Annotated in this window: 11 protein-coding genes and 1 riboswitch; of the genes, 5 read left to right on the top strand and 6 right to left on the bottom strand. The window is 75.7% G+C overall.

Going from position 1 to position 12,685, the window contains the following annotated elements; all coding sequences use genetic code 11:
• Positions 1 to 28: 28 nt before the first annotated feature.
• Positions 29 to 1,156, top strand: a complete 1,128-nt coding sequence (locus F1544_RS09015) for an aldose epimerase family protein (RefSeq protein ID WP_167584411.1) — start codon at positions 29 to 31, stop codon at positions 1,154 to 1,156.
• An 82-nt stretch (positions 1,157 to 1,238) separates the two neighbouring features.
• On the opposite strand, the gene F1544_RS09010 is transcribed toward F1544_RS09015, so the two are convergent.
• Entirely contained in the window at positions 1,239 to 1,742 is a 504-nt protein-coding gene (locus F1544_RS09010; protein WP_167584409.1) for an OsmC family protein, read from the bottom strand.
• A 98-nt stretch (positions 1,743 to 1,840) separates the two neighbouring features.
• On the opposite strand from F1544_RS09010, the gene F1544_RS09005 reads away from it, so the two are divergent.
• Positions 1,841 to 2,437 carry a DUF7711 family protein gene (locus tag F1544_RS09005; RefSeq protein ID WP_167584407.1) on the top strand — a complete coding sequence of 199 codons (597 nt, stop codon included), beginning with the start codon at positions 1,841 to 1,843 and terminating at the stop codon, positions 2,435 to 2,437.
• Positions 2,438 to 2,447: 10 nt separating this feature from the next.
• On the opposite strand, the gene F1544_RS26255 is transcribed toward F1544_RS09005, so the two are convergent.
• The 4 genes from F1544_RS26255 to F1544_RS08985 all read right to left on the bottom strand — a co-directional run bounded on the left by F1544_RS26255 (position 2,448) and on the right by F1544_RS08985 (position 8,122).
• Complete coding sequence (locus F1544_RS26255) at positions 2,448 to 3,362, bottom strand: diacylglycerol/lipid kinase family protein (protein WP_167584405.1); 915 nt, start codon at positions 3,360 to 3,362, stop codon at positions 2,448 to 2,450.
• A gap of 112 nt (positions 3,363 to 3,474) precedes the next feature.
• Positions 3,475 to 4,725: an amidohydrolase gene (locus F1544_RS08995; RefSeq protein WP_167584403.1), complete on the bottom strand. Its 1,251-nt coding sequence runs from the start codon at positions 4,723 to 4,725 to the stop codon at positions 3,475 to 3,477.
• Positions 4,726 to 4,772: 47 nt separating this feature from the next.
• Positions 4,773 to 7,115 carry a 5-methyltetrahydropteroyltriglutamate--homocysteine S-methyltransferase gene (gene metE, locus F1544_RS08990; protein WP_167584401.1) on the bottom strand — a complete coding sequence of 781 codons (2,343 nt, stop codon included), beginning with the start codon at positions 7,113 to 7,115 and terminating at the stop codon, positions 4,773 to 4,775.
• The gene (locus tag F1544_RS08985) at positions 7,112 to 8,122 is read right to left on the bottom strand and encodes a methylenetetrahydrofolate reductase (RefSeq protein WP_208971554.1); all 1,011 of its coding nucleotides are present in this window, start codon (positions 8,120 to 8,122) and stop codon (positions 7,112 to 7,114) included. Before F1544_RS08985 ends, metE begins: the two co-directional genes overlap by 4 nt.
• Positions 8,123 to 8,182: 60 nt before the next feature.
• Positions 8,183 to 8,274, bottom strand: a riboswitch (SAM riboswitch).
• 114 nt (positions 8,275 to 8,388) lie between these two features.
• On the opposite strand from F1544_RS08985, the gene F1544_RS08980 reads away from it, so the two are divergent.
• From F1544_RS08980 to F1544_RS08970, 3 genes are all read left to right on the top strand, one after another.
• Entirely contained in the window at positions 8,389 to 9,261 is an 873-nt protein-coding gene (locus tag F1544_RS08980; RefSeq protein ID WP_167584399.1) for a DUF8692 domain-containing protein, read from the top strand.
• 165 nt (positions 9,262 to 9,426) lie between these two features.
• Positions 9,427 to 9,810, top strand: a complete 384-nt coding sequence (locus tag F1544_RS25330) for a DUF485 domain-containing protein (protein WP_167584397.1) — start codon at positions 9,427 to 9,429, stop codon at positions 9,808 to 9,810.
• On the top strand, positions 9,807 to 11,456 hold the full coding sequence (locus F1544_RS08970; RefSeq protein WP_167584395.1) for a monocarboxylic acid transporter: 1,650 nt from the start codon (positions 9,807 to 9,809) through the stop codon (positions 11,454 to 11,456). Before F1544_RS25330 ends, F1544_RS08970 begins: the two co-directional genes overlap by 4 nt.
• A gap of 18 nt (positions 11,457 to 11,474) precedes the next feature.
• Here the strand turns inward: F1544_RS08970 and F1544_RS08965 are convergent, their stop codons facing one another.
• The gene (locus F1544_RS08965) at positions 11,475 to 12,671 is read right to left on the bottom strand and encodes an ABC transporter ATP-binding protein (protein ID WP_167584393.1); all 1,197 of its coding nucleotides are present in this window, start codon (positions 12,669 to 12,671) and stop codon (positions 11,475 to 11,477) included.
• Positions 12,672 to 12,685: the final 14 nt, after the last annotated feature.

The raw sequence follows: 12,685 nt of genomic DNA, 5'->3' as shown, positions 1-12,685 counted from the left end.
TGTCGGCGTCGTCGGGCACCATGCGGGGATGCCGTCCGACACCACCGCCGAGAACCCCTCCTCCCCCGACGCCGCCGTGACGCGCACCGTCTTCGGCCGCACCCTGCGCGGCGAGGTCGTGCACCGCCTGGAGCTGAGGCTGCCCTCCGGCGCCTCGGCCGCCGTGCTCACGCGCGGCGCGGCCCTGCAGCAGCTGCGCGTGCCCGACCGCGACGGGACGCTGGGCGACGTCGTCGCCGGCCTCGCCGACGTCGCCGCCTACGAGGCGGACACCGGCTACCTCGGGGCGGTCGTCGGACGGGTCGCCAACCGCATCGCGGGCGGGCGGTTCACCGTCGACGGCACCGAGCACCAGGTGCCCGTCAACGACGGGGCCCAGGCCCTGCACGGCGGCGTGGAGGGCTTCGACCAGCGCGTCTGGCACGCCGAGGAGGTCGGCGGCGGCACCGGCCCGGCGGTCCGCCTGCGCCTGGTGAGCCCCGACGGGGACATGGGCTTCCCGGGCGAGCTGCTCGCCGAGGTCGTCTACACGCTGTCCGAGGACGCGAGCGGCGTGCACCTGGAGCTCGCCTACCGCGCGGGCACCGACGCGGCGACGCCGGTCAGCCTCACCAACCACGCCTACCTCAACCTCGACGGCCCGGGCACCGGCAGCATCGAGGACCACGAGCTGGTGCTCGCGGCGGGCCGCTACCTGCCCGTGGACGGCGGGCTCATCCCCACCGGCGAGCTCGCCGACGTGACCGGGACGCCGTTCGACTTCCGCACCCCCCGCCGCATCGGGGCCTCGCTGCGCGACGCCGACCCGCAGCTGCTGCTCGCGGGCGGCTACGACCACAACTGGGTCCTCGACGACTGCGGCCCGGGCCGCTCCGCCACCGCGGCGGTCCTCACCAGCGCGCGCAGCGGGCGCACGCTCACGGTCACCACCGACCGCCCGGGCGTGCAGTTCTACTCGGGCAACTTCCTCACCGGTTCCGCCCGCACGCCGCAGGGGCGCCCGGTGCGGCAGGGCGACGCGCTGTGCCTGGAGACCCAGGCGCTGCCGGACGCTGTGAACCGGCCCGCGTTCCGCGCGGAGGAGTTCGGCGACGTCGTGCTGCGGCCGGGCCAGGTCTGGGAGACGCGCACGGTCCTCACCCTCACCGCGGGCTGAGTCGGGCGGGCTGAGTCGGGCGGGGCCGAGTCGGGCGGGCCGAGTCCGGAGGGCCCCGGCGCACCGGGGCCCTCCGCGGGGCTCAGGCCCGGCGGACGGTCAGCGTCGGAGGCGTGCGCAGGGTCTGCGCGATGACGCAGTAGCGCTCGGCGAGCTGGATCAGCTTGGCCTCGGTCGCCTCGTCGGCGTCGGAGGTGAAGTCGAAGGTGATGGTCACGTCGGTCAGGCCGACGGGCACCTCGCGGTCCACGCCCAGGGTGCCGCGGGCGTCCCACGTCCCCTCGGCCGTGACGGAGGCGTTGCGCAGCTCCACGCCCATCGCGGTGGCGACGCTGCGCAGCGTCACCCCGGCGCACGCGGCCACGGCCTCGCAGAGCATGTCGGCCGAGCACGCCTCGGTGCCGTCGCCGCCCGCCGCGGGGTGCAGGCCGGCGCGGGTGGTGCCGGCGAACCCGTCGACGGAGACCCCGATCGACGCCCCGTCCAGGACGGCCACCGCCTTCGCGGGGACGGCGGCGCTCGCCGCGTCCTGCCGGTACTGGTCCTTCAACGGCTTCTGCAGGGCCCTCAGCTCGGTCGCGTCCACCGGGTCACCGTAGGGCATGCCCGGACAGGCGGCAGGGGCTGGCGCGCACCACCTCCCGTCGTGCGCAGCGGCGTCGCGCAGCGTGCACAGTGGCTCCCGTGAAGTGGTCCACGGCGGTGCAGAAGGTCGAGCAGGTGAACGCGGCGTGCCAGGCGATGGCCCGCACCCCGCCCGGGATCGTCCCGCTGCGGGTGACGTCCGCGTGGCTGTGCGGCGGGGTGCTGGAGGGGCCGCGCGACGACCTGGAGGCCGTCGCGGTGGCGCTCGCCGTCGAGGAGGACGTCGCGTGGGGCACGTCGCCCCACGGGGCGGGGCAGTGGCTGAACGCCTCGAAGCTGCTGACGGCGCCCGTGCGGCTCGTCTGGCGGCCGGCGCGGGCCGTGGCCAACCACGCCGTCGTGCGCCCGCTGCGCTGCTGGTACCTCGACGACGGCCCCGACGAGGCCGTCCTGGCCGCCGTCCGGGCCGGGGCGGCCGGGGCGCTGCGCCCGCCGCCGCCCTCGCCGGACGAGGCCGCGGCGCGGCTCGCGGACGACCTGGCCACCAGCCTCGCGGCGCTGCGGCGCAGCACCGCCGACGTCGTCGAGCACCGCTTCTCCCCCGGCTCCCCGCAGCGGCGCGCCGACGCCCTGGCCGACGCCGCGGCGGGCTACCTCGAGCTGCTCGACGCGCAGGTCTCCCCGCAGGAGCGCTGAGCACCCGCGCTCAGGCGGGGCAGACCACCTGCCAGGCGTCGCGGAGCATCTCGAAGCGCTCGTGCTGCTGCGGGTCGGTGACCTCGCCGTCGGAGTTGAGCCGGAAGGTCCCGTGCAGGGCCGTGACCTCGACGACGCGCCCCGTGGCGGTGCGGACGTCCTGGCGCTCCACGTGCACGCCGGAGCGCAGCCCGGCCGCGAAGCCGACCCGCGCGAACGGCCCCGTGGAGGCGGACACGACGACGTCGGCGATCCCGTCGTGCGGGTCCGCGTCGGGCACGAGGCGGGTGCCGCCGCCGATGGTGCCGCCGAGACCGATGCCGACGACGAGAAGCGGGCGGTGCCCGTCGTGGAGCACCTCCCCGTCGACCTCGACGCGCAGCGGGTACCCGGCCCCGGCCCGCACGCCCGCCCAGACGGCGCCGACGGGGTAGGCCGCCGCCCCCAGCCTCGGCTTGAGCTTTTCGGCGCGCGCCGTCGCGGCCGCGCCGATGCCGGCGTGCACCGTGTTGACCGTCGTCCGGCCGCGGCTGTCGACGAGCAGCTCGAGGTCGCGCGGGCGGCCCGTGACGGCGATCCGGGCCGCCGCGAGGGGCTCCAGCGGCAGGTGCAGCGAGCGCGCGAGGTCGTTGCCCGTGCCCAGGGGCACGATCCCCAGCGGCCCGACCTCGCGGGCCGCGCCGGCGGTGTGCAGCAGCTGCAGCGCGGCGTGCAGCGAGCCGTCACCGCCGAGCAGCACCGGCCGCCGGCCGTCGCCCTCCAGGAGCGCGTCGCGCAGGTCGTCGAGCGAGCTCGTGCGCCGCAGCTCGACGTCGCACGTGCGGCCCATCTCGGCGATCACCGAGCGGACCACCGTCGCGCTCGTGCCGCCGGCACCGGCGTTGACGAGCGCGAGCACCCCGTCGGGGGGTGGAGCTGATGGCACGGGCCACCTCCTGTCCTCGCCCGCTCAACGGCGGGTGGCGCGGGGACGTGCCGCGCCGCCGGGTGACGCGCGTCGCGCCGCGCGGTCCCGGAAGGGCGGTCGGGCGGTGACGTCAGGCGGGGCCGGCGCCCGTGCCCGGATCGGCCACGACGCCCTCGCCGTCGGCCCACCGGTAGACCTGCCGACCGCCGACGAAGACGCGCACGGCGCGCGACATGACGTCGAGGGGGTCGCCCGACCAGACCACGACATCGGCGTCGAGGCCGGGGGCCAACGACCCCACCCGGTCGTCCAGGCGCAGGATGCGCGCCGGGTTCACGGTCAGCGCGCGCAGCGCCTCGTCGCGGTCGAGGCCCTCCTTCACGGCCAGCGTCGCCGAGAGGGCGAGGAACTGGATGGGCACGACGGGGTGGTCGGTGGTGAGGGCGATGCGGACGCCGGCCGCCGCGAGGATGCCGGGCACGGCGACCGAGCGGTTGCGCAGCTCGGGCTTGGACCGCGACGTCAGCAGCGGCCCGACGACGGCGGGCAGCGCCTTCTCGGCGAGCATCCCCGCGACGAGGTGGCCCTCGGTGACGTGGTTGAGCACGAGGGCGTAGCCGAACTCCTCGGCGAGGCGCACGGCCGTGGCGATGTCGTCGGCCCGGTGGGCGTGCTGCTGCCAGACGATCTCGCCGGCGAGGACGCGGGCGAGGACCTCCTGGTCGCGCTCGGCGTCGACCGCGGGGTCGACCGGGTCGCCGGCCGCGACGGCGCGGGCGCGGCGGGCCGCGAAGCGCTGCGCGGCGGAGAACGCGTCGCGCAGGTGCGCGGCCACGCCCATCCGCGTCGTGGGCGCGGAACCGCCGCCCCGCTTGGGGTTCTCGCCGAGCGCGCTCTTCACGCCGACGGGCGCGCGCAGCAGCATCTCCTGCACCGTGCGGCCCCACGTCTTGACCGCGGCGGTCTGGCCGCCGACGACGTTGCCCGAGCCGGGCAGGATCATCGCGGTCGTCACCCCGCCGGCGAGGGCGTCGGCGAAACCCCGGTCGGCGGGGTCGAGGCCGTCCAGCGAGCGCAGCCGGGCCCCCGCGACGCCCTTCTCGTTGACGTCGGCGCCGTGCCAGCCCTCGCCCTCCGCGTGCACGCCGAGGTGGGTGTGCGCCTCGACGAAGCCGGGCAGCACCCACTGGCCGGTGACGTCGACGACCTCGGCACCCGCGGGCACCTCGACGTCGGCGCCGACGGCGGCGATCCGCCCGTCGCGCAGCAGGACCGTCGCCTCCTCCTGCTCCCCCGCCCAGTCCGGGGTCAGGCGCAGGACGCGGCCCCCGACGAGGGCGACGTCGCGCGGGGCGGGGCGGGCGGGGTTATCGGCGGGCACGGCCCCAGCGTCTCAGAGGGGCCGGCCCGCCGCCCGCGCCGGGCGCGTCAGCCGACGGGGCTGACCGCGAGCTCCTCCCGCAGGGTCCGGGCCGCCGCGACGAGGTGGCGCAGCGACGCCTCGGTCTCCGCGTACCCGCGGGTCTTCAGGCCGCAGTCGGGGTTCACCCACACCTGCCGGGCGGACACGGACGCGACCGCGAGGCGCAGGAGGTCGGTGACCTCCTGCGCGTCCGGGACGCGGGGCGAGTGGATGTCGTAGACCCCCGGCCCGAGCCCGCGCGCGAAACCGGCCGCGGCGACGTCGGGCAGGACCTCCATGCGCGAGCGGGCCGCCTCGATGCTCGTGACGTCCGCGTCGAGCCCGTCGATGGCGCCGATGACCTCGCCGAACTCCGAGTAGCAGAGGTGGGTGTGGACCTGGGTGGCGTCGGCGGCCCCGGACGTCGCGAGCCGGAACGACTCCACCGACCAGCGCAGGTAGGCGGGCTGGTCGATCGCGCGCAGCGGCAGGAGTTCCCGCAGGGCGGGTTCGTCGACCTGGACGATGCCGATCCCCGCGGCCTCCAGGTCGGCGATCTCGTCGCGCAGGGCCAGCGCCACCTGCCGGGCGGTGTCGACCAGCGGCTGGTCGTCGCGCACGAACGACCACGCGAGGATCGTCACGGGCCCGGTGAGCATGCCCTTGACCGGCTTCGACGTGAGCGAGGCGGTGTAGGCGCTCCACGGCACCGTGATCGGGGCGGGTCGGGTGACGTCGCCGAACAGGACCGGCGGGCGCACGCAGCGCGTGCCGTAGGACTGGACCCACCCGTTGGCGGTGACCGCGAACCCGTCGAGGTTCTCCGCGAAGTACTGCACCATGTCGTTGCGCTCGGGTTCGCCGTGCACGAGGACGTCGAGGCCGAGGTCCTCCTGCAGCCGGACGACACGTTCGACCTCCCCGCGCAGGAACGCCTCGTAGTCCGCCGGCGCGAGTTCCCCGCGCGCCGCGGCGGCCCGCGCCCGGCGGATCTCCGGCGTCTGGGGGAACGACCCGATCGTCGTCGTCGGCAGCACGGGGAGGTCGAGGACCTCCTCCTGCACGGCGCGGCGGACGGCGTAGTCGCTGCGCTGGAACGCGCTCGGGCTCAGCGCGGCCAGCCGTGCGCGGACCGCCGGCACCACGACGCCCGGTGCGCCGGCGCGGTCGGCCCGGGCCGCGGCGGAGGCGGCGACGGCGTCCGCGGCGGCCGCCGGGTCCCGCAGGGCGGTGCCCAGCGCGACGACCTCCGCGACCTTCTGGTCCGCGAACGCGAGCCAGCTGCGCAGCCGCTCGTCGAGCTGGGGTTCGTCGGCGACGTCGTGCGGCACGTGCAGCAGCGACGTGGACGTCCCCGCGACGACGTGCCCCGAGAACTCCCGCAGGGTCTGCAGCGTCGACAGGGCCGACGCGAGGTCGGCGCGCCAGACGTTGTGCCCGTCGACGACCCCGCCCACGACCACCTTGTCCTGCAGCAGGTGGGTCCCCGCCGTGGGCAGCCCGCCGCGGACCAGGTCCAGGGCGACGCCCGCGACGTCGGTGGCGGCCAGCCAGCCGAGCGCGTCGCCGAGGTCGCCGTAGGGCGCCGCGACGAGCAGCGACGGGCCGTCCTGCAGGCCCGACAGCGCGGCGTAGGTGCGCGTCACGGCCTCGGCGAGACCGGGGACGCCGGCCGTCGCGGAGTCGCTGACGAGGCCCGGTTCGTCCAGCTGCACCCAGGACGCACCCGCTGCGGCGTAGGCGCGCAGCAGGTCGGCGTAGGCGGGCAGGAGGTCGTCGAGGCGGTCGAACGGGTGGAAGCCCGCGGGGCTGCCGGTGGCCTCCTTGGCCAGCAGCAGGAACGTCACCGGGCCCACCACGACGGGCCGGGTCAGGTAGCCCTCGGCGAGGGCCTCGGAGAACTCCCGCACCCCGCGGTCGTCGGAGAGCGAGAACCGGGTGTCCGGGCCGATCTCGGGGACGAGGTAGTGGTAGTTCGTGTCGAACCACTTCGTCATCTCCAGCGGCGCGTCGCCGTCCCGGCCGCGGGCGATCGTCGCCTGACCGGTGAGGTCGACGCGGCCGTCCGCGCCGACCACGTCGGCGAAGCGGGGCGGCACCGCGCCCACGGCCAGCGCCGCGTCGAGCACCTGGTCGTAGGCGGAGGAGGCGGACGGGATCGAGGCGTCGTGCGCGTGCAGGCCGAGGGCGTTCAGCCGGCGCAGGGTCCGGCGGCGGACCGCCGCGAGCTCCTGCTCGGTCACGGCGACGTCGGCGCGCCCGGCCCACAGCGCCTCGAGGGCCTTCTTGGTCTCGCGGCGGGGGCCGATCCGCGGGTAGCCGAGGACGGTGGCGGACCAGCCGCGGGGGGTCGTGGCGTCGGAGCTCATCGGGTTCCTCGTCCCGCCGCGAGCGCGGCGTGGTGGTGGGGGTGGGCGCCGTCCGGCGCGGCGGCGCGGGGTGCCGGGGTGGGGGGCGCGGGGGTGCGGGCGCCGAGGTCCAGGCCGGCCAGCAGGTCGAGCGCCGCGTGGGCGGAGTTGAACGTGTAGACGTGCAGCCCGGGGGCGCCGTCGTCGAGCAGGCGGCGGGCGAAGGCCGTGGTGAGGCGGACGCCCTCGCGGTGGCGGGCGGCGTCGCCGAACTCCTGCGCCGCCTCCAGCCGGGCCAGGACGTCGCGCGGCACGCGGACGCCCGTGAGCTGCTCCAGGCGCAGCAGCCGCGCGGGTTCCGTCGTCGGCATCACGCCGGGCAGGATCGGCAGGGTGATCCCCGCCGCCCTGGCGTCGGCGACGAAGGCCGCGAACTCGGCGGCGTCGTAGCAGACCTGGGCGATCGCGAACTGCGCCCCGGCGTCCTGCTTGGCCCGCAGGGCCACCAGGTCGGAGCCGTGGTCGCCGCTCGGGAACGCGGCGACGGCCAGGCTCAGGGGGCCCTCGTCGACGGGCCGGGAACCGCCGCGCAGCGCGAGCCGCCGGCGTTCGACGACCTGCAGCAGTTCCACGAGGTCGCAGGCGCGGTCGACCCCCTCGGGGTGGGCGCGCCAGTCCGCGGCGCCGGCGGGCGGGTCGCCGCGCAGCGCCAGGAAGTTCCGCACCCCGGCCTCGAGGAAGTCGGAGGCGACCTCGACGACCTCGCGCCGCGACGCGCCGACGCAGGTCAGGTGGGCCATCGCCGCGACGGGGGTGTCCGCGAGGACGTGGGCCAGCAGGCCCAGGCTGGCGCTGCGGGTCGAACCCGAGGCGCCGTAGGTGACGGAGAAGAAGTCCGGGGAGACGTCAGCGAGAGCGGACACGGTGCGGCGCACCGTGTCCTCGCCGTCGCGCGCACGCGGCGGGAAGAGCTCGAAGCTGATCGTCGGACGACCCGGACCCCCCTGCAGCAGAGGGGCGAGGGTCACCGCAGGACACCCCGCAGGGCGCGGCGGGGGTCGACGGGAACGGGCATCGAACGCATGAGAACTCCATCGACCTGGCGTTAGCACCCTCGCCCGGGCTCGGGGGGTTGCTGCGGCGTCAGTGAGCCAGGACTCTCGACCGCTCTGGATGGTGGTGGTCGATGCTAACCGCTGGTGCGGGCGGCGTCGACCACTCCGGTGTCGGCACCCGGGAGCACCGGCTGAACCGTCCGGGCGCCGCCCCGCCGTCCGCCTGCCATGATCTGCGCGTGTTCACCGACCGTTCACCTCAGCGCCCCCTCCCCGCGGTCCCGCCCGGCGCCCCCGGGCGGCACTACGCGGCGGGGTCCCCGAACGCCACCCGCAGCGGGGTGCGCGACGTGCTGCGCGCGTGCCTGCTGCCCGGACGGTGGACGTGGCTGCTGCTCGCCACCTCCCTCGGGCTGGCCGTGCTGAGCGTCGGGTTCCAGGCGCTGCGACTGCTCGGCGGCGTGACGGGACTGCAGGGCGTGGAGACCCTCGTGGACGTCGACCGCGAGGCGGGCATCCCGGCGTGGTTCTCCACGCTGCTGCTGGCGGCGGCCGCCGCCCAGCTGTGGGCGGTGGCCTCCGCGGCCCGCGCCGGGGGTTCGCCCTGGCACCGCCACTGGAGGGTCCTCTCCCTCGTCTTCGGCTTCCTGTCGGCGGACGAGCTCACGTCGATGCACGAACGGCTGACGTCGCCGGTGCGCTCCGCCCTGCACCTGTCCGGTGCGCTGCGCTTCTCGTGGATCGTGGTCGCCGTCCCCGTGGTCCTCGTCGGGGGACTGCTGTTCCTGCGGTTCCTGCGTGCGCTGCCGGCCGCGTCGCGGTGGGCCTTCGTGCTGGCGGGACTCGTCTACGTCGCAGGCGCCGTCGGGATGGAACTGGTGGGCGGGATCGTCGTGGACGCCGTCGGGGTGCCGACCACGACCACCACCACGCGCGTCGTCGAGGGCCGACCGGCCGAGACGACGACGACGCAGTGGCCGACCGTGGACAGCGTCCGCTACGCCGGGACGGCCGCCGTCGAGGAGACACTGGAGATGGTCGGCTCGGTCCTGTTCCTCGGTGCGGTGACGGTCTGCGCGCGCCGCGAGCGCGCGGCGGTCCGCCTGCCCTGACCGGCCGCCGCCCCGGCCCGCACGGCACCGACCGCGCTCCTCCCGACCGGGGTCCGCCCGGCTCGGCTGCGCGGTGCGTCGGCTGTGCCGCGGCTATGGACCCGGGCTACCGTCGGCGGCAGCACCGCCGGGGTGACGACGCTCCGGCACGACGAGGAGGTCACGGTGAGCCCCACCCAGCCACGCCCCGCCGGTCAGCCCGGCGGCCCACCCCCGAGCCCGGGTCCCACGCGCTACGAGCGGGCCCTCGTGTCGCCCGAGTTCGTCGCGCACCGACGCCGCTTCCGGCGCTTCGTGCTGCCGCTGTCGGCGCTGTTCCTCGCCTGGTACGCGACGTACGTCCTGCTGGCCGACTACGCGCACGACTTCATGAGCCAGAAGGTCGGCGGCAGCAACATCACCGTGGGCCTGCTGTTCGGGGTCGGCCAGTTCGTGTCCACCTTCGCCATCACGACGGCCTACGTCGTGTGGGCGAACAAGCGGTTCGACCCCGCGGCCGAGGAGCTGCGCGAGCGCATCGAGGCCGACGCCCTGACGGAGGAGCGGTGAGCGCCGGTGTGCGCGCGGCGGCCGCGAGCACCGCGGTCGGCGAACCCGCCGTCAACATCGCCATCTTCACCGCCTTCGTGGTCATCACACTCGCGGTGGTGCTGCGAGCGAGCCGCAACAACCGCTCGGCCGCCGACTTCTACGCGGGCGGCCGTTCCTTCACCGGTGGCCAGAACGGCATCGCCATCGCCGGGGACTACCTGTCGGCCGCGAGCTTCCTCGGCATCGCGGGCGCCATCGCCCTCTACGGCTACGACGGCTTCCTGTACTCCATCGGGTTCCTCGTCGCCTGGCTGGTCGCCCTGCTGCTGGTCGCGGAGCTGCTGCGCAACACCGGCCGCTTCACGATGGCCGACGTCCTGAGCTTCCGGCTGCGCGAGCGCCCGGTCCGCACCGCCGCGGCCATCTCGACGCTGGCCGTGTCGTTCTTCTACCTGCTCGCGCAGATGGCCGGCGCCGGGGGCCTCGTCGCCCTCCTGCTGGGGATCTCCTCGCGCGCCGGGCAGAACGTCGTCATCGCCGTGGTCGGCACGCTGATGATCCTCTACGTGCTCATCGGCGGGATGAAGGGCACCACGTGGGTGCAGATCATCAAGGCGTGCCTGCTCGTGGCGGGCGCCGCCGTGATGACCGTGTGGGTGCTGTCCCGCTACGGGTTCAACCTCTCCGACCTGCTGGGGGCCGCGGTCTCCGCACCCGGCTCGGTGGGTGAGGCCATGCTCGGCCCGGGCGCCCAGTACGGCGCGAGCGAGACGTCGAAGCTGAACTTCCTGTCGCTCTCGCTCGCCCTCGTGCTCGGCACGGCGGGCCTGCCGCACGTGCTGATGCGCTTCTACACGGTGCCGAGCTCGCGCGAGGCCCGGCGCAGCGTCGTGTGGGCCATCTGGATCATCGGGTTCTTCTACCTGTTCACGCTCGTCCTCGGCTACGGCGCCGCGGCGATCGTGGGCGCGGAGCGCATCAAGGCGGCCCCGGGCAAGGTGAACTCGGCGGCCCCCCTGCTGGCCTACGAGCTCGGCGGGACGGTGCTGCTCGGCATCATCGCGGCCGTCGCGTTCGCGACGATCCTCGCGGTCGTCGCGGGTCTGGCGATCACGGCGAGCGCGTCCTTCGCCCACGACATCTACGCCAACGTCATCAAGCGCGGCGAGGTGGAACCGGACGCCGAGGTGCGCGTCGCCCGGATCACGGTCGTGGTCATCGGTGCGGTCGCGATCGTCGGGGGCATCTTCGCCAACGGCCAGAACGTGGCGTTCCTCGTGGCGCTGGCCTTCGCGGTCGCGGCCAGCGCGAACCTGCCGACCATCATCTACTCCCTGTTCTGGCGGCGGTTCACCACCCGCGGTGCCCTGTGGAGCATGTACGGCGGGCTCATCTCGTGCCTCGTCCTCATCGTCTCCTCCCCCGTGGTGTCCGGGAAGACGGACCCGGTCACGGGCGCGAGCCTGTCGATGATCACCGACACGGCCATCGACTTCCACTGGTTCCCGCTGGAGAACCCGGGCCTCGTCACGATCCCCCTCGCCTTCCTCTTGGGCTGGCTCGGGTCGATCACGCAGAAGGAACCGGGTCTGCACGTGCGGGCCGCGGAGATGGAGGTGCGCTCGCTCACCGGGGCGGGCGCCGAGAAGGCCACCGACCACTGACCGGCGGTCCCTGAGGCGTCACCCGGGCAGCGGCCCGGTGCTCCACCGGTGCGGTGGCTGCACCGGGCCGCTTCCCGCCGGGCCGGAGACCACCACGCGGACGGTGTCCCAGCGGTAGTCGTGGGGCACCTCCCAGTCCGTGGCGTAGATGCCGGCGTCGAGCCAGTACTCCCCCGGCGCGAGGTCGACCCGGTCCAGCACGAGGGAGACCCGGCCGGCGTCGGCCAGCGGGACCGCCCCGGCCCCGCTGGCCTCCGTCGTCAGGTCGACGAGGGCGTCCTGCTCGCCCACCCGCCGCAGCGACACCCCGAAGTGGGCGCGCGGCACGGCCGTCACCCGCTCGTAGGTCAGGCTCACCGCGAGGGCACCGCCCCGCTCCACGGTGCCGTCGCTCCCGTCGGCGCCCGTGCAGGCGATCGCCCGCAGCAGGACGCTGCCCTCGCCCTTGCGGAAACCGCCATCCCCCAGCGCCTGCGGGGTCCCCGCCCGCTCGTCCAGGGAGCGCTCGTACGCGTCCAGGACGATCGCCGCGGGCCCCTCGGCGTGGACCGTGCCCGCGCGCAGCCACACCGCCCGCGTCGCGAGCCGGCGCAGGTGCGGCATGACGTGGGAGGCGACCAGCACGGCGCACCCGCGGCGGCGCAGCGCCTCGACGTGCGCGAGGCACTTCTCCTGGAAGGCCATGTCCCCGACCGCGAGGACCTCGTCGACCAGCAGCAGGTCGGGTTCGGTGACGGAGGCGGCCGCGAAGGCCAGCCGCAGCCGCATGCCGTCGCTGTAGGTGCGCACGGGTTCGGCGAGGGTCGCGGCGTCCAGCTCGGCGAACTCCCCGATCGCGGGCAGGCGGGCCCGCGCCTGGGCCGGGTCGAGCCCGGCCAGCACGGCCGCGGTCACGGCGTTGTCGGCCCCCGACAGCTCCCCCGCGGTCGCGGCGCCCAGCGCGAGCAGCCCCGAGACGGCCGCACGGCGGTGCACCGTGCCGGCCGAGGGCGCCGTCAGACCGCCCGCGACCCGCAGCAGCGTCGACTTCCCGCCGCCGTTGCGCCCGACGACCCCCACCACCTCCCCGCGGTGCACGGTGAGGTCGATCCCGTGCAGGACGTCGACGCGCACGGCCCGGCCGGCGGATCCCGTGAAGCGCTCCCGCAGCGAGCGGGGCCCGCCGCGGCGGTAGCTCTTCGCGACGCCGCGCAGGTCCAGGACGGGTTCACCCACTCCCGACCCCTCGC

It is taken from the genome of Kineococcus rubinsiae (assembly GCF_011839805.1).
In the GTDB taxonomy this organism is placed as follows: Bacteria; Actinomycetota; Actinomycetes; order Actinomycetales; family Kineococcaceae; genus Kineococcus; species Kineococcus rubinsiae.
Note: the sequence above shows the minus strand (reverse complement) of the source record. Positions and strands in the feature narration are given on the sequence as shown.